Origin of the sequence: Methylobacterium sp. OAE515 (assembly GCF_041806315.1) — a bacterium.
GTDB classification, from domain to species: Bacteria; Pseudomonadota; Alphaproteobacteria; order Rhizobiales; family Beijerinckiaceae; genus Methylobacterium; species Methylobacterium tardum.
The window spans coordinates 3,769,670-3,785,443 of sequence record NZ_JBGMUV010000001.1; the positions used below are offsets into that span (position 1 = coordinate 3,769,670).

A 15,774-nucleotide genomic window follows, 5' to 3' on the forward strand; every position below is an offset into this window, starting at 1 on the left:
TGAACGGGGAGACGCGCATGCGCGGACGCCTTGGGTTACTCGCGCTCCTGCTGATCCCGGCCATTGCCACGACGCAGGCGCCGGCCCTGGACAGCCTCCGCGCGGTTGCGCCCGATCCCGCCCGGCCGCCCGGGGCGGGGTCCGATGCAGCCGCTCCGGATCCGCGGGATCCGGACCTGCCCTTCGCCTCCACGCCCGACCTGCGCGCCCGCACGGTGGCGGAGCGGGTGCGGCGGATGCAGATCGCCGATCCTCTCGGCGCCGCGGTGGCGGCCCGGGAACTCGCGCAGCACGATTACGACGCCATCTTCCGCGGTTTCCTCGCCGGGACCGCTTTGCGCGAGACCGACGCGGGCGACGTGCTCGCCGCCTTTATCGTCCTGCAATGGATGGTCGCCAACGATGCGACGACGGAGCCGAGCCCAGCGGCCCTGCGGGCGATCCGCCGCCAGTTCGTGGTGCCACTCGCGACCAAACCGCCCCTGTCGCTGCCCGGCGCGCGCGCGACGTTCGCCGAGGAGGTGAAGCTCCGCGCGGTCCTGCACCATGCCGGCTGGCAGGCGGCCAAGCGCGCCGGGACCCTGACGCGTTTCCTCGCGACGCTGCCGAGCGACCTCCTCGCGCCGGCGACGCTGCGCACCCTCGTGATGACCGATGACGGACTGGTGCCGCGGGGCGCCCGGACGCGCGCGGCGCAGCCCGCCCCCTCGGTGCCCCGGGGGGCCGCCCGCGCGACACCGCCCGAGCCGGAGCTGCCGGCCGAGCCGCGCTTCCCGGGGAACTGGGCGACCGTCGAGGGCGTGTATTTCCGCGCCGCGTACGGCGTCGGGGTCGGCGGCATGATGATCATGCGCTTCGAGCCCCTGATCCTGCTCCGCGACGGCACAACCTACGAGGTCGCCGCGGCGGCGCTGGAGGATGTCGATCTGACGGCCGAGCGCGTCGCCAAACCCCGTCGGTTCGGACGCTGGACGCGGGCCGGCGACACGTTCACGCTGACCGACGACCGGGGCCGCGCGGACACCTACAAGCTCCAGGACGGCCGCTTCTTCCGCGCCTTCCCGGCTGGTGCGGGAGAGACGGTGGCGCAGAGCCACCGGACCCTGGCGGGCGGCGGCAACACCGCCCTGGGCGGCGACGTCATGATCGCCGTCTCGAACCGCTACGATTTTCGCGCGGACGGGACCTATGGCCGGGGTGGCTCGGTGGGGGCCATCAATTCGGGGGCGAGGAGCGGCGTCGGCTCCGCCGTCTCCGGCCGCCGCGCGCCGGAGGGCGGGCGCTATGCCCTCGATCGCCACACCCTGACCCTGACGGCGCCGGACGGCCGCGCGCGGCGCCTGTTCTTCGCCTTCGCCTCCCACGGGGATCCGCCGGCGATCGACCGCGACATGATCTTCGTGGGCGACGACGCCTTCACGCCTCCGCGTTGAGGAACCGGGCCGTGATCGCCACGTTGCGCGGGGCGCTGGCGGCAATTCTCCTGATCCTGCCGATGGCCGCCTTGGCCGCCCTGCCGCCGTCCTGGCAGCGGGTGCGCGCGTTCCAGGCCGTGGTCGAGGCGGCCGCGCGGATCCTCGGGAACCGACCCATCGACGCGGTCGAGCGCGTGGTCGGCGATCGCTTCCTCGTGCGGGCGGGAGACTGCCGGGTCACGGTGCGCCTCGTCATCCGTCACCGGGCCGAGCCCGGGCCGCAGCTGTTCGACGCGATTCCGGACACGCCCGACTGCCCCTAGCGCCGCCGGCCCCGCGCCTGCGCCATGGCGTCGAGTATGGCCGGGATTCCGCCCTGCACGCCCTGCCCGGGCAGCCAGAAGCCGCCGCCGAGGATGCGGTTGAGGCGCGCGGTGAGGCGCGCCCGCCGCGTCCAGGGCAGCGAAGCCAAGCGATCCGCCCGCGGGTGGAGGCAGAGGAAGGCCTGGGCGCCGATCCCGGACTCGCTGACGTGGTCGAGCGCCGACCACGGGATCCAGTCCGTCGAGAGCCGCCGGTCGAAGATGCCGTGCGCCGAGACCGAGACGACCGGACCGCGGCGCAGGAGGTCGCGCAGGATCGCGACGGCGCCCAGACCGAAGAACGCGCCGCCGAAGACGAGCACGGCCGTACCGACGGGACCGGTTCCGGAGACGAGCGCGAAGGCCGTGCCGGCGATGAAGACAGCGGCGGCCGCGAGGAGCCCCGTCAGGCGCCAGCGCGCCACGGGCAGGTCGATGCGGCCCTCGTCCGGCGCCGGCTCCCGCGCCGGTCCGCGTGACGGCCTGGGCCGTTCGCCCGCGACCGGGCGGGCCGGCATCAGACGGGCCGCCCCGACGGACCCGCGTGCATCGCGCCGATGATGGCGAGCACCCCGAGCAGCACCATGAGCACGGAGTAGTACTGCATCGGGATCCAGAACAGGGTGTGGCGGGAGCGCAGGATCACGGTCTGCCCCGTGCGCGGATCGAGGAGTTCCCGGCCCGGACGGTTGTTCAGCCGGGTCCCGAGCCACCAGTTGAAGCCCGCCGCCACGACCCAGACGAGGATCACCCCCGTGGGCGTGGGAATGCCCAGGCGCGCGAGCGCCGGGTCGAGCAGCACGCTGCCGATCAGGCCCGCGCCCGCGATCAGCGCCGAAAGCATGCCCCAGCCGGACCAGATGATCATCGCCGTCCCTCTTCTTCGTGTGCGAACGGTCTCGCCCCGCGGGACGAGACCCGGCCGGCAGGAGCCGGCTCGGTTCTAGGATGGTCGGCCCAGTCCCACTTTTGCTGCCGGATCCCGATCATCCGGTGCGGGGACCGGAATCGGCCGGCACCGCCGCGATGCCGGCGGTGGCCGCCCAGGCCTCGAGGTCCGCCTTGCGGATCGCGGCCGCCATCAGGTCCGGGAACAGATCCGGCGTGCACGCGAAGGCGGGCACGCCCAGGGCGGCGAGGCGCGCGGCCAGCGACCGGTCGTAGGCCGGCGCGCCCTCGTCGGAGAGGGCGAGCAGCGCCACCACCTGAACGCCCGACGTCACCAGCCGCTGCGCCTGCGCCAGCAGGCCGGCCTCCACCCCGCCCTCGTAGAGATCGGAGATCAGCACCAGCACCGTGTCCTCGGGACGCGTGATCCGCGATGCGCAGTAGCCGACCGCCCGGTTGATGTCGGTGCCGCCGCCGAGCTGGACCGAGAACAGCACCTCCACGGGATCGTCGAGGTCGTCGGTCAGATCGACCACCTCCGTGTCGAAGACCACCAGCCGGGTCGAGACGGCGGGCAGCGAGGCCATCACGGCGCCGAAGATGCTGGAATAGACCACCGAATTGGCCATCGAGCCGGACTGGTCGATGCAGAGGATCACGTCCTTGAGCGAGCCACGGCTCTTGCGACCGTGGCCGAGGCGGGTCTCGGGGATGATCGTGCGGTACTCGGCCTGGTAGTGGCGCAGGTTCGCCCGGATCGTCCGGTTCCAGTCGATCTCGGCGTGGCGGGGACGGCGGTTGACGCTGGCGCGGTCGATGGCGCCGTTGACCGCCTGCCGCAGAGGCTCTTCCAGCTTGGCGAGGAGCGCGTCCACGACCTTGCGGACCACGAGGCGGGCGGTTTCCTTCGTGCGGCCGGACAGCACCCCTCGCATCGCGATCAGCGTCGAGACGAGGGCGACATCGGGAACCACCGCCTCCAGCATCTCAGGCTCGGTGAGCATGCGCTTCAGGTCGAGACGGTCGAGGGCGTCGCGCTGCATCACCTGCACGACGGCGGCGGGGAAGTAGTCGCGGATATCGCCGAGCCAGCGCGGTACCGAGGGGGCCGACGAGCCCAGTCCGCCCTTGCGATCGGAATCGTACAGAGCGCCGAGCGCCCGGTCGAGGCGCAGGTCGCGCTCGTCGAGGCCGTGGCCCGTCCCCTCCGCCGGGCCGCCGCCGAGGACGAGGCGCCAGCGGCGCAGGCGTTCGGTCTCGCTCACGGTGCCGCCTCCGGCGTCTCCAGCCCTGACTCCGCCGGCACGGGCGCGAAGAGCAGGCGCAGGATCGGCAGAACCGTCGCGGCCCGCTCGGCATCGTGGAAGCGGCCGGGCAGCGCGTCTGCCGCGCCCGCGCGTCCCGGGTTGCCCAGGGCGGTCCCGATCGCGCGGCGCTCCGCGGGCGGGATCGTCGAGAAGGTGCGGCGCACGAGGGGGAGGAGTTCGGTGAAATGCCCGTCCTCCAGGCCGCAGAGCCAGTCGTCGAGGACGGCGAGGAGCCCCTGGCCGTGGAGCAGCACCGTGCCGCTGTCCTCAAGGAAGCCCTCGATCCAGGCGGCGGCCGCGCCCGCGCCGGCCGCACGCGACAGGGCGCGGCCGAGGCGCGCGCCGGCCTGCGCGGTGTCGAGAACGCGCGCATCGAAGAGCAAACGCACGGCGCGGCCGACGACGCGACCGTGCACGTGCTCCTGGTCGGCGAGCGCCTCGAGCGCCTCGCGCCAGGGCGCCGTGAGCTCCGGATCGTCGAGGAGGTCCAGGGCGCCGGTGACGGCGGCGATACGCGCCTTGGCGGCGGCGGCCGCGTCGTCGTCGAGGCTCTGGCAGGCGGCGACCAGCCCCGCGGCGGCGCGCGGCACCAGACCCCGGACGGCCGCGCGCACGGGGGCGGTGTCGGCGCTGCGCACGGACCCGTAGCGGGCGAGTTCGGCGAGCGGCGGCAGGGCCTCCATCAGGTCGAACACGTCGGCCGACAGGGCGGCGCGGTCCTCGATTGCCCGGATCACCGCGGCGGTGGCCTCCGCGAGGTCGGCGTCGAGGAGGGTTCCGATGAGCGTCGCGAGTTCGGCGACCCGGGTCGCCTCCGCGGCCCGGCGGCTCACCTGCGCGGCGGCGGCCTCGGCCACCGTCCCGCCATCCGCGGAGGCCGCCACAAGGTCCACCACCCATTCGGGCTGCCAGCTGAGGAACCACGCCTCCTTGAAGGTGCCGCGCCCCCGCGCCGTCCGCCGGGTGCCCCAGGGAATGCCGATCAGCGCGAGCCGGTTGAGGAAGTGGCTGCGGGCGAGGTCTGTCTCCTTGCGCAGGTCGAGGACGATCTCACCCGCATCCGTCCCGGGCTTGAGGCGCAGGCTCCTGCAGACCTTCGCGAAATCGACCTCGACGGGGGTGCCGGGGCTGTCCGGCGGCGTGGCGCCGAGGCGCTCGCCGATCACCAGCTTTCGCCGGATCAGCGCCATGGGAGCGGGGTCGGCGAAGCACAGCGTCGCCTGCGCGGCCTCGTCGAGATCCTCGAGCGACGGGCGGCTCCGGCCGCGAAGACCGGAGAGGGCCTCGGCCAGGCGCGCAGCCTCGATCACCGAGGCCGGGGAGGCGTCGAGATCTTCCGCCCGCAGGAGCGCGGCGGCGCGCGCGAGCCAGCGGGCCGCGACTTGGTCCCCGTGGTTCCAGAGCGTGTCGTACCACTCGGGCGAGAGCACGCCCGCGCGGTAGCCGCTCGCGGTGGCGAGCCGCTCGTAGGACCAGGGCGCCCAGGCGCTCGCGACCTTGGTCTTCGGCAGTCCCTTGAGGGTCGCGGCATCGGCGGCGGATTGCCCCCGCGCGTCGTGGCGCGCCAGGGCCGGCACGTGCCACGCGCCGCACACGACCGCGATGCGCGCGAAGCCGTCTCGCCCGGCCCGGCGGATCGCGCCGCGCATATGCGCCTCGCGCGCCTCCTCGCGGGCATCCTGCCCCGATCCGGTCTCCCGCGGCTCCGGCCCGGTTGTCGCCCGCAGGGCCGCCATGGCCTCCCCGATGGCGGCGAACACGTCCTCGTCGGTGCCTGCACGGCTCTCCACGAAGGCATCCCACCAGCGCTCGCCGTCCGGGTAGCCGGCAGCCTGCGCGAGTTCGCCCAGCGGGTCGCGCCGCAGCGCAGCCGGCGCCGCCTCCACCGACGCGACGGCCGCGCCGGGCGGCTCGGGCCCGTCCGGCACCTCACCCGACGCCGCCTCCGCGGAGACTTCTTCCGCCGGCTTGCCGAACCCGTCCGCGAGCTGGATCGCGTGCGGCAGGTCGATGAACCGGACCGCCGCGCCCGCCGCGATCCCGTGGCGCAGCGCCACCCATTCGGGGGAGAACCCCGCGAAGGGAAAGAACGCGCAGTCACGGGGGCGGTCCGGGCGGTAGACGAGGAGCGCCACTGGCGGCGCCATGGCTGCGTGCGCGGCGAGCGGGATCAGGCCGTCCGCGTCCGGCGGCCCTTCGATCAGGAGGCAGTCCGGCGCGAAGGCATCGAGGGCCGCCGCCAGCGAGCGCGCAGAGCCCGGCCCGTGGTGGCGGATCCCGAAGAGGCGGATGTCGGGCATCGGGCCCCGCTCACGCGCTCGCGCGGGCGGCGCGGTAGAAGTCGCGCCAGCCCTCGCGCTCCTTGACCACGGTCTCCAGATACTCGCGCCAGACGATCGCGTCCTGCACCGGGTCCTTCACCACGGCGCCCGCGATGCCCGACACGAGGTCGCCCGCCGTGAGCCGGCCGTCGCCGAAATGGGCGGCCAGCGCCAGGCCGTTGCCGACGATGCTGATCGCCTCGGCCGTCGAGAGCGTGCCGGAGGGCTGCTTCACCTTGGACTTGCCGTCCTCGGTGACCCCCTCGCGCAGCTCGCGGAAGATCGTGACGACGCGGCGGATCTCGTCGGCGCCCGGCGGCTCGGCCGGGATCTCGAAGGCGCGGCCGAGCGAGGCCACGCGGGTCTCCACGATCGCGATCTCCGCCTCGATCGTGGCGGGCGGCGGCAGCACCACGGTATTGAAGCGGCGCTTCAGGGCGCTCGACAGCTCATTGACGCCGCGGTCGCGGTTGTTGGCCGTGGCGATGATGTTGAAGCCCTTCCGGGCCGGCACTTCCGCGTTGAGTTCGGGGATCGGCAGGGTTTTTTCCGAGAGCACCGTGATGAAGCTGTCCTGCGTCTCGGACGGGATCCGGGTCAGCTCCTCGACGCGGGCGATCATCCCCGTCTCCATGGCGCGCATGATCGGCGACGCGACGACCGCCTCGCGGCTCGGCCCTTTGGCGAGCAGCAGCGCGTAATTCCAGCCGTAGCGGATCGCCTCCTCGCTCGTGCCCGCCGTGCCCTGCACGATGAGACGCGAGGTGCCGCAGATCGCGGCGGCGAGGTGCTCGCTGACCCAGCTCTTGGCCGTGCCGGGCACGCCGAGGAGCAGGAGCGCTCGGTCGGTGGCGAGCGTCGCCACCGCCACCTCCATCAGGCGCCGCTCGCCGATGTATTTCGGCGTCACCGCGAACCCGGAGCGGAGGTGCCCGCCGAGCAGGTAGGTGACGACGGCCTGAGGCGAGAGCAGCCAGTTCGGCGGCCGCGGCCGGTCGTCCACGGCCTTGAGCGCCGCGATCTCCTCGGCAAAGGCATCCTCGGCGGCCTGGCGCAGCCGCGCCCCACCCTGCTGTGTCTGCATCACGTCCGTCGTCATGTCAGAGGCGCGCTCCCGTCCGCGATCAGGTCTCCGAACTCGCGCCGCATGGCGGCGCGCAGCTCCAGGGTCTCGGCCAAGCCGGCGAGTTGGCCGCGCAGGCGGCTGACGTCGCCCTCCGGCAGCCGGGCCAGGATCGAAGCGGCCGCCGCGGCGGCCCGCTCGGTCGGGGCCGCGCTGTTGCCGAGGCGCCCGATGATCCAGGCGCGCGACAAAGACTCGCGCGCCGCGTCGGTGCCGCGACTGACGGCGGCGACCCAGTCCAGCAGGGCGTCGGTGAAGGCCGGGGAGAAGCGCGGCGGACCCTTGGCGAGGAGCGGCAGCGCGCCGATCCCGTGACTGCGCAGCAGGGACGCGACGGCCTCCTCCCACGCGGCGGCCGGCAGCAAAGCCACGCTCCGGGCCCACAGGTCGGAGAGCGCCTCGGTCCGCTTCACGCCCGGCAGGCGCCCGTCCCAGGCCACGAACAGGCCTTCGGCCAGGGCGTAGATCCACGCCGGGTCGCGCTCACGGCGCACGCAGCGGTAAAAGCCTTCGAGCAGCGGGACCGACCACTCACTCTGCAGGGCGAGGTCGATCCAGAGCCGGGGCGGATGATCGGCGAAGGCGCCGAGCGGTGCCGCCGCCAGGATGTCGCGGAGCAGCCCGGCCCGTCGGCCGCCAGCGTCGCGCGCGTAGGCGTTCGGCTCGATCCCGTCGCGGGCGAGGTCCGGCGCCTCCTCCGGCAAGGTGACGGTGAGCGCGTGCCGCGTGCGGATGAGGAGGTGGCGCCGGCTCTCGATGGCGAGGGCTGCCCGGGTCCGCTCGGCCATGCGACCACCCAGCCGCGAGCCTGGCAGACGCCGGAGCAACCGCTGCGCGCAGGCGCGCACCTCGCCGGCGCGGTCATCGAGGCAGCCTTCGAGGAACGGCTCGTCCGCCAGGCTCAGGCCCTCCTCGAGAGCGTGCAGGAGCTGGGCGCGCAGCTTCGCCTTCTCGGCCTTGAAGCCGGATGCGAGGGCCGCGCGCGCGCCGTCCGGATCGCGGCGGCGGAAGGCGGTCAGGCCCTCGTAGCGATCGGCGGGAGCGTCCTCGGCCGGGTCGGGCGCGGCCGCCTCGATGCCGCAGGCTTGCGCGAGCCAGTCGAGTTCCGGGCCTGCGATCGACCGGACCAGCGCGGCCTCGCCGCCGCGCAGGGCCGCCAGTTCCGCGTGCAGCCAGGACGGGGCGCGCAGGCCGGCCTGTTCGGCGAGCGCGAACCATTCCCGCCTGCGCGGCTCCGCGGACGATCCGGCGGCCAGGAGGGCGTGAAGGCGCCGCGCCGCGGCCGGCGGGCATTCCGGGCCGCCCACCGGCCGCTCCGGCGCGGCCCGCAGGGCCTCGGGGCCGATGCCGATGCCGGCGCGAAGGAGGAGGCCCTGCACCGCGATCTGCGCGAGGAGGGCATCTCCCGGCTCGCCGACCGGATCGAAGCCGGGCATCGGGGCGTCCGACGCGGCGGACGGGGCACGGTCAGCGCCGAGGAGTGCGGCAGCCAGGGCCGCATCCCAGTCCAGATCCGACGCGGTGACGGCCTCCATCAGGCCGCCTGAACCAGGATCGGGCGCGGCTCCTGGGGCGGCACGGTGTAGAGCCGGCCCTCCGCCACCAGGGCCAGGGGCGCGAGCCCGGTCCCGTCGTACAGCCCGAACAGGTCCACCGAATGCCCCGCCGCGACAGCGAGGAGAGCCGGCAGGTGCGGGGATTCGCGCAGGGGCAGGCAGCCGGTGGCATCCCCCGCCGCGAAGGCCGAGTCGTCGGCGAGGCGCCCGAGGCGCACGCCGCCGAGGCGGAGGGGCCACCGTTCGGTCCAGGGCGCCCGCGCCAGCACCGCCGCGAAGGCGTCGCGGGCGGCGCCGACCGTGCCGGCTCCCGGCATCGAGCCTGATGCGGCGGGGACGGGTCTCCCGTCGCGCAGGACGGCCCGCAGGGCCGGATCGCCGGGATGGAAGGCGAGCGCACCCGAGAAATTCTGGCCGGCGACAGGGGCCGCGGGCAGCGGCGTGCCCGGCGGCGCGTACGCGATCACCTGCGCGAGGGCGCCCGTGCGGCGACCGGCGAGCCAGACCGAGCGGGCGACGAGCCGATCCTCCTCCTCGACCGAATGTGCGAGGACCGCCCAGTCATCGTCGTGGCTCGGCCGGGTCGCCAGGATCTCCGCGCTCACGGGCAGGCCCAGGGCGGCGCGGACGCCGGCGGCCTGCTCAGGGTCCAGGAGGCTGAGCCGGCGCGCGGCGCGCACGAGGAGGGCGATCTGGCCGACGGCCAGCGCCAGGGCCGCCTCAGGCCGGGGGGCGCCGGGGACGGGGCCGGCGGCTGCGAGCCCCGGCAGGGCACGCACCCGCCGCGCGAGACCGGGCACCTGCCCGTCCACGAGCCGGCCGGCCATCCGGTCGAACACCGCGTAGGGTTCGGCGCGCGCCGCCGCGAGGCCCCGGCGCATCAGATCGGAAAGCCAGAGATCGAGCTCGTCCAGCGCGGCCGCGACGCGGTCGGCGCGCGCCTGCCGACGCTTCGCCTGGGCCTTGGCATCCACGGGCCGGTCCGGCTCGCGAGCCCGGCTTTCCGCGGCCACGGCGCGGTTCTCGCGCCCCGCGACCCAGGCGCTCACCCAGTCCGGCGGCGCGATCTCCGGGAGCGGGGCCGCGGCGTCGATCAGCATCAGCCCCAGGGCGTGTTTGCAGGGGAACTTGCGGCTCGGGCAGGTGCATTTGGAGGCCGCCTTGGCGGGGTCGGCGACCGTGCGGTAGGGGCTCGCGCCGCTGCCCTTGACCTCGCCGAAGATCGCCGCACCCGCCCGGCCGAGTCCGCGCCACGTCGCGGGCTTCGCCTGGTCCTGGCCGGCCTTGCGGCTCGACGCGTCGGGGGCGAGCGCGAGGATCTGGTCGACGGTGAGGCTCATGCGATCGGCGGATCAACTCACGTCAGGCATCGTCGGGCGCGACAATCTGCACGATCCGTCGTCGGCGGCAAGCGAAACCATCAGCACTGCGCAAGTTCAGTCAAACCCTGGATCGGTTCTAACAAGAATGATCGGCGCTCGCGTGCGTTCTATAGCAATGACGATCCGCGCTCCTTTTGTCGGCAAGCTTGTGAAGCGACACGGGCACATGCTACCGATACAACCCTGCTTCGGTCTTCGCGGCGATCTAGAGCCCTGGAAATGCGGATCAATCGGATCTCATGGCTGAACTGATCGCGATGCCAGGCGGCGCGGGCGGACCCGTGCGGGACCCGACGCGGTGAATTCAATCTCGGGACTGCCCGACTTTCTGCTCTATCTCGTGACGGCGCTCGGCCTGATCGGCCTCTATCTCGCCACCTACACCTTCGCGACGGCGCATAACGAGCTCGCGCTCATCCGGCAGGACGTGACGGCGGCCGCGGTGGCGCTGGGGTTCAGCCTCGCCGGCTTCGCGATGCCGCTCGCGGCCGCGATCTTCAACGCGCAGTCGCTCCTCGACTGCGTGATCTGGGGACTGATCGCCCTCATCGTCCAGATCCTCGTCTACTGGCTGGTGCGCCTCGCGATCCCGGACCTCTCGCGGCGCATCGCCGACGGGCGCATGGCCCCGGCCGTGCTGCTCGGTGCGGTGTCGTTCGCGGTCGGGATCGTGAACGCCGCCGCGATGACCTACTGAGAGGCGCCGCGATGCCGCCGATCGACCCCGTGGGTGAGACCGGCACGGAGCGCCGCTCCAAGCGCTCGGCCACCATCTCCCTCGTGCTGCTCGCCGGCGCCGGCGCCGCGGCGCTCCTCCTCGCACGGCGCGATCCCTCGCAGCGCGAGGAGGACGCCCTGGTCTACGGCAACGACGGCGCCTGCATCGCGGGCGGCGTGCGGCCGGCCGACGAGTGCGTCACCGAGTATCGCGCGGCGCTCGACAGCTACGCCGCCGGCGCGCCGCGCTACCTGACGGATGCGGATTGCGAGCGCCACCACGGCCCGGGCGGCTGCACCCCGAGAGCGGGCGATACGGCCGGCGACACGCTAAGCTTCGTCCCGCTGATGGCCGGCTACATGATCGGCCGCACTGCGGCGCAGGGCCTCCCCGCCCAGCCGCTCTATCGGCACGCACCGGAAGAGGAGCGCCCGGCGTCCAGCGGGGCCGGCGGTTTCGCGAGCGGCTACTGCACCGGTGCCGGCGGGCGCGTGCTCACGTCGGGCGGCGGCTCCGTCGCCCGCGTTTCCGCCGCGGTGGCGCGCACCACGACGAGCACGCCGCGCACGGTCGCCCGCGGCGGCTTCGGCGGGACGGGACGCGCCGTCTCGGCCTTTGGCGGCCACGCGGGCGGATCCAGGGGCGGCTGATGCGCCGCGTGACCGTCCCCGAGCGGCCCAACTGGCGCGCGCGCGCGGCCGCGGCGGGCTTCACCTTCCACACCTTCGCGGACGCGCCGTACTGGGACGAGAGCGCCTACTACGCCTTCAGCCTCGCCGAGATCGAGGACGACATCGAGGCGCCGACCCGGGAACTCCACGCGCTCTGCCTCGCCTTCGCCGAGCGTGCCGTCCGGGACGCCTCCATCCTGACATCCCTGGCCATCCCCGAGCATGCCTGGGACGCGATCGCCGACAGCTTCGGACGGCGTGATCCCACGCTCTACGGCCGGCTGGACCTCTGCTACGGCGGGACCGGCACCGGGCCGGCCAAGCTCCTCGAATACAACGCCGATACGCCGACCGCCCTCTACGAGAGCGCGGTGTTCCAGTGGCTCTGGCTTGAGGACGGCCTCGCGCGCGGCTTCCTGCCGGCGGGCGCCGACCAGTTCAACGCGCTGCATGAGCGGCTGATCGCGCGCCTCGGGGAGATGGGCCTGCCCGACACGGTCGCCTTCGCGTGCTTCCCCGACGCGCCGGAGGATCGCGGCACGGTCGCCTACCTCCAGGATTGCGCTGCCCAGGCCGGTCTGCGCGCGCCCTTCGTGCCGATGGAGGCGATCGGCCTGGGCAACGACGGCCGCTTCCTCGACGCCGACGGCCGCCCCCTCGACGCCGTGTTCAAGCTTTACCCGTGGGAATGGATGTTCGCCGATGCCTTCGGCGCCGCCATCAGTCCGTCACCGACCCGCTTCATCGAGCCGCCGTGGAAGGCGGTCCTGTCCAACAAGGGGATGCTGGCGCATCTCTGGGCCATGGCGCCGGGTCATCCGAACCTGCTGCCGACCTACTTCGAGAACGATCCCGCCAAGGCCGTCCTCGGGACATCCTTCGCGAAAAAGCCTCTGTACGCGCGCGAGGGCGCGAATGTCCTCCTCGTCCGCGATGGCGCGGTCCTCGAGCGCGACGACGGGCCTTACGGGAAAGAGGGTCATGTGCGCCAGGCACTCGCGGAATTGCCCGCCTTCGCGGGGCGCCATGCCCTTGTCGGAAGCTGGATCGTCGGCGCGGAACCCGCAGGGCTCTGCATGCGCGAGGAGACGCGCCGCATCACCACCGACCGGGCCCGCTTCGTGCCTCATCTCATCCTGGGGTGAGTCCATTCAGGCCCCGCCTTTCCAAGAGACGGACATAAACGTGGACGTTTGCGAGAGGCGAGGCGTCGACGTGGGTCGACTGGACGAGACTGCCTCGAAGAGGCCATGGCGAGGCGGCATCGATACCGTCAGTCTAGGAAGGAGGCGAGATGATCCGATCCACGCTCTTCATAAGCGCCGGTCTCGCAGCAGTTTCGGTCGGGGCGGCTACGCTTTGGATCTCGCATGGCCCTCGCCCGCAGATGAGCCAGGGCAAACAGGCGTCGGTCCCCGTGCCGCTTTCCCAGCAGCGGCCGACGGGTTCCAGTGGGCAGCCGGTCCGGACCATAGCAACTGGGCCGTCGACCGGATCGACCCTCAGCAGCACCCCGTCTCAGCAAGACAGAGGAGGAGTGGATCCGGCCCCCTTGGCTGCGATCCCGACCTCTGCCCCCACTCAGCCAGAGAATCTCCGTTCGCCGACGGATGCCGGGTCGCCGACCAGGCTCGCCGACGTCGCACCCAGCTCGGGCTCAGGGACGGACGCTGTGGCGAACAGCGCCGGTGAGCCATCAGCGACGGGTGGGCGTGTCGACCTGAACTCAGCCTCGATCGAGCAACTCAATGCGCTCGGAGCGGGCATGATCGGAAAACGCGTTGTCGAGTTTCGGCCCTATGCGTCGGTCGAGGATCTGGTCACGAGACGTGTTCTGAAGCGGGCTGATTACGAGACCATCCGGGCCGCCGTCACCGCCCGGTAGCGTTGCGGATCGCCTTGGAAGGCGCATCCCTGATCGGGCACGACCGCCGGCCGCCTTCCGTCTCGCGGATGCAGAGCCGGTCCGTCGCGGTACGCGCGACCCGTCCGCGGCGGCAGCGGAGGCGATCCTGCACCTGCTTCGATACCCGGCATACCCGAAAGCGGAAGGTCAGGTTCCAGCCGGAGAACGTCGGCCTTTGTTGTCGCACCGCTGAAGCCCGCTTGTTGCGCGGCACGGTCCGCGCTTCGGAGTCTTTAGTCGTTCGCGACGGTCAGGGCTTCGTCGAGGCCGTCCGTTTTGCCAGCCAAGCCTGGCACCTCGTTGAGTTGACGCAGGCTGGTGAAACGACCGCGCTCCTGCCGGTAGCGCACGATCTCAAAACCGTGGCCCTTCAAGGCTGGGATTGCGTCCAGCTCCTCTGCCGTCGCGCTATTGAGGTCGATCAGTCTCATCGATTCGGCATGCCTCACCAAGCCTGACGTGGCCGGTTGGCGAACCAAACGTGAGCGTCACAGCACAGTTCCAGCGCCATGCGGCGGACGCGACGGGCGCCTTGGTAGCCGCTGGTGCGACAGCCCGGATGGCACCGCTCGTCGTCAGACATCGGCGTTGCCGTCTGACCGGGCGCGGGCCTTCGTTGCGCCCAGCTCGGTCATAGAACGGGCTCGCCGGCTTTTCATCGGCGCCTGAGACATGCCGCGGCGCAGCGTGAACACCGGTACAGGGCTCGGCCGCGTCGAGAACGACCCGATCGGCTGGACAGGATCGGCGTGTTCCATCGCGATCGCGTTGCCGCGCAGAAGCCGGGCGAGGACAAGCATGCTCTCGGCGATGGCAAGTTGAGCGCCGATGCAGACACGTGGTCCGGCGCCAAATGGCAGGAACGTAAACCGGTCAGGCCTCGCAGCGTCGAGGAAGCGCGATGGATCGAAACGCGATGGAAAGGCCCAGAACGCGGGATTTCTATGCAGCATGCAGAATGGAAGGAGGACAAGACTGCCACTTTGGACCGGCAACCCGCATAGGTCGTGCGGATCCATGACTGCGCGCGCGGACATGTAGGCCGGAGGATAGAGTCGCAAGGTTTCCTCGACCACCGCCCGCGTCAGCGGCAAGCGCGCGAGCGCCTCTCCGGCTGAACTCGGCGACACGTCGCATGCGCGAGCCTCCTCGCGCACGGCGTCCTGCCATTCAGGCGCGTTGGCGAGGAGAAAGCACGCCCAAAACAGTGTTAGTCCCGTGGTCTCGTGGCCGGCGAAGAGCATCGTCGACACCTCATCGGCCAACAAGCCCTCGTCCTCGTCCTTATAGGCATCGGCCAGCATATCGAACATGTCGCGCGGTGAATCCGGCGACGCCGTCGCGCGGCGTTCCACGATGACGGAGGCGATGAGCCGCGACCAGCGCCGCCGAAACAGGGCACGCCGCACATCTGTCGGCGTCAGCAACTTCGATGGCAGCAGGAAATCGCTCGCGCGGGGACGCCCTATCGTGGCGGAATAGAACACGAGCAGGCGCCTGAGCTCAGGCCCGAAACGGACCGTCTCGAGCGAGAACATCGAGCGCGCCGCGATGTCCAGGCTCAGGTCCTGCATCGCCGACAAGAGATCGATCGAGCCGTCACTCGAGGCTTCGATCCGCGCGCACGTCGCTTCCGCGCACGCCGCGATATGCCGCGACAAGACGGGCAGTGTCCGCGGCGTGAACGCGGGCGCAAGCGTGCGCCGCTGCCGCCGCCAAGCCTCACCCTCCGCCGCAGCGAGGCCCCTGCCGAGGAGGGGACCGAGCACGCGCCCTGTCGCTCGCACGCGGCGGAAACGATCCGGATGATCGGCCAGGACATGACGCATGGCGTCGGGGGTGTTGGCGAGGATCAGGTCGGTGATGCCCAGGCGGTACCTGATCGCCGGCGCGGAGAAGCACCGTGCCGGGAACGCCGAGAAGGCGTTGCGGCGGAGCCGCATGAGGACGCCGAGCCCGGTGACACGATCGGGTGCGAGCGGCGGCGCCAGAGGCTCGAAGTGGTGGCCAGTGCTATACATGGTACCATGCGTTTGAGCGCATCAGAATCCCGAACATCCCGGCACCACCCGCGCGCACACGCGATGGAGAAACACCAACTATTCGGCGCGCCGAGTGCGCCAAA

The 15,774-nt window shown here is 72.4% G+C and carries 15 protein-coding genes; 6 read left to right on the forward strand and 9 right to left on the reverse strand.

Going from position 1 to position 15,774, the window contains the following annotated elements:
- The first annotated feature begins 17 nt into the window (after window positions 1-17).
- Both ABIE45_RS18390 and ABIE45_RS18395 read left to right on the forward strand, forming a co-directional pair.
- Complete coding sequence (locus tag ABIE45_RS18390) at window positions 18-1,433, forward strand: hypothetical protein (RefSeq protein WP_373622444.1); 1,416 nt, start codon at window positions 18-20, stop codon at window positions 1,431-1,433.
- An 11-nt stretch (window positions 1,434-1,444) separates the two neighbouring features.
- On the forward strand, window positions 1,445-1,738 hold the full coding sequence (locus ABIE45_RS18395) for a hypothetical protein (protein WP_373622446.1): 294 nt from the start codon (window positions 1,445-1,447) through the stop codon (window positions 1,736-1,738).
- Here ABIE45_RS18395 and ABIE45_RS18400 read toward each other — a convergent pair.
- The 7 genes from ABIE45_RS18400 to ABIE45_RS18430 all read right to left on the reverse strand — a co-directional run bounded on the left by ABIE45_RS18400 (window position 1,735) and on the right by ABIE45_RS18430 (window position 10,312).
- The gene (locus tag ABIE45_RS18400; RefSeq protein WP_192709341.1) at window positions 1,735-2,295 is read right to left on the reverse strand and encodes a hypothetical protein; all 561 of its coding nucleotides are present in this window, start codon (window positions 2,293-2,295) and stop codon (window positions 1,735-1,737) included. The two genes, ABIE45_RS18395 and ABIE45_RS18400, sit on opposite strands and share 4 nt — an antisense overlap.
- Window positions 2,295-2,645, reverse strand: coding sequence for a hypothetical protein (locus ABIE45_RS18405; protein ID WP_192709342.1), 351 nt, complete (start codon window positions 2,643-2,645; stop codon window positions 2,295-2,297). The genes ABIE45_RS18400 and ABIE45_RS18405 overlap by 1 nt, the downstream gene beginning before the upstream one ends.
- A 118-nt stretch (window positions 2,646-2,763) precedes the next feature.
- A complete protein-coding gene (locus ABIE45_RS18410; protein ID WP_192709343.1) occupies window positions 2,764-3,930 on the reverse strand; it encodes a VWA domain-containing protein in 1,167 nt (388 codons plus the stop codon).
- Complete coding sequence (locus ABIE45_RS18415) at window positions 3,927-6,272, reverse strand: DUF5682 family protein (protein ID WP_192709344.1); 2,346 nt, start codon at window positions 6,270-6,272, stop codon at window positions 3,927-3,929. Before ABIE45_RS18415 ends, ABIE45_RS18410 begins: the two co-directional genes overlap by 4 nt.
- Window positions 6,273-6,282: 10 nt before the next feature.
- The gene (locus ABIE45_RS18420; RefSeq protein ID WP_192709345.1) at window positions 6,283-7,392 is read right to left on the reverse strand and encodes an AAA family ATPase; all 1,110 of its coding nucleotides are present in this window, start codon (window positions 7,390-7,392) and stop codon (window positions 6,283-6,285) included.
- A complete protein-coding gene (locus ABIE45_RS18425) occupies window positions 7,389-8,951 on the reverse strand; it encodes a DUF5691 domain-containing protein (RefSeq protein ID WP_192709346.1) in 1,563 nt (520 codons plus the stop codon). Before ABIE45_RS18425 ends, ABIE45_RS18420 begins: the two co-directional genes overlap by 4 nt.
- Window positions 8,951-10,312: an SWIM zinc finger family protein gene (locus ABIE45_RS18430; protein WP_192709347.1), complete on the reverse strand. Its 1,362-nt coding sequence runs from the start codon at window positions 10,310-10,312 to the stop codon at window positions 8,951-8,953. Before ABIE45_RS18430 ends, ABIE45_RS18425 begins: the two co-directional genes overlap by 1 nt.
- Before the next feature lie 340 nt (window positions 10,313-10,652).
- On the opposite strand from ABIE45_RS18430, the gene ABIE45_RS18435 reads away from it, so the two are divergent.
- The 4 genes from ABIE45_RS18435 (at window position 10,653) to ABIE45_RS18450 (ending at window position 13,628) form a co-directional block, all read left to right on the forward strand.
- Entirely contained in the window at window positions 10,653-11,051 is a 399-nt protein-coding gene (locus ABIE45_RS18435) for a DUF350 domain-containing protein (RefSeq protein WP_192709348.1), read from the forward strand.
- Window positions 11,052-11,062: 11 nt separating this feature from the next.
- On the forward strand, window positions 11,063-11,722 hold the full coding sequence (locus ABIE45_RS18440; RefSeq protein WP_192709349.1) for a DUF1190 domain-containing protein: 660 nt from the start codon (window positions 11,063-11,065) through the stop codon (window positions 11,720-11,722).
- Window positions 11,722-12,888 carry a glutathionylspermidine synthase family protein gene (locus ABIE45_RS18445; protein WP_192709350.1) on the forward strand — a complete coding sequence of 389 codons (1,167 nt, stop codon included), beginning with the start codon at window positions 11,722-11,724 and terminating at the stop codon, window positions 12,886-12,888. The genes ABIE45_RS18440 and ABIE45_RS18445 overlap by 1 nt, the downstream gene beginning before the upstream one ends.
- Before the next feature lie 527 nt (window positions 12,889-13,415).
- Complete coding sequence (locus tag ABIE45_RS18450) at window positions 13,416-13,628, forward strand: ComEA family DNA-binding protein (RefSeq protein WP_373622447.1); 213 nt, start codon at window positions 13,416-13,418, stop codon at window positions 13,626-13,628.
- A gap of 254 nt (window positions 13,629-13,882) precedes the next feature.
- Here ABIE45_RS18450 and ABIE45_RS18455 read toward each other — a convergent pair whose 3' ends face one another.
- Both ABIE45_RS18455 and ABIE45_RS18460 read right to left on the reverse strand, forming a co-directional pair.
- Window positions 13,883-14,080, reverse strand: coding sequence for a ComEA family DNA-binding protein (locus ABIE45_RS18455; protein WP_373622448.1), 198 nt, complete (start codon window positions 14,078-14,080; stop codon window positions 13,883-13,885).
- 144 nt (window positions 14,081-14,224) lie between these two features.
- Window positions 14,225-15,670: a cytochrome P450 gene (locus tag ABIE45_RS18460; protein WP_373622449.1), complete on the reverse strand. Its 1,446-nt coding sequence runs from the start codon at window positions 15,668-15,670 to the stop codon at window positions 14,225-14,227.
- Window positions 15,671-15,774 lie beyond the last annotated feature (104 nt).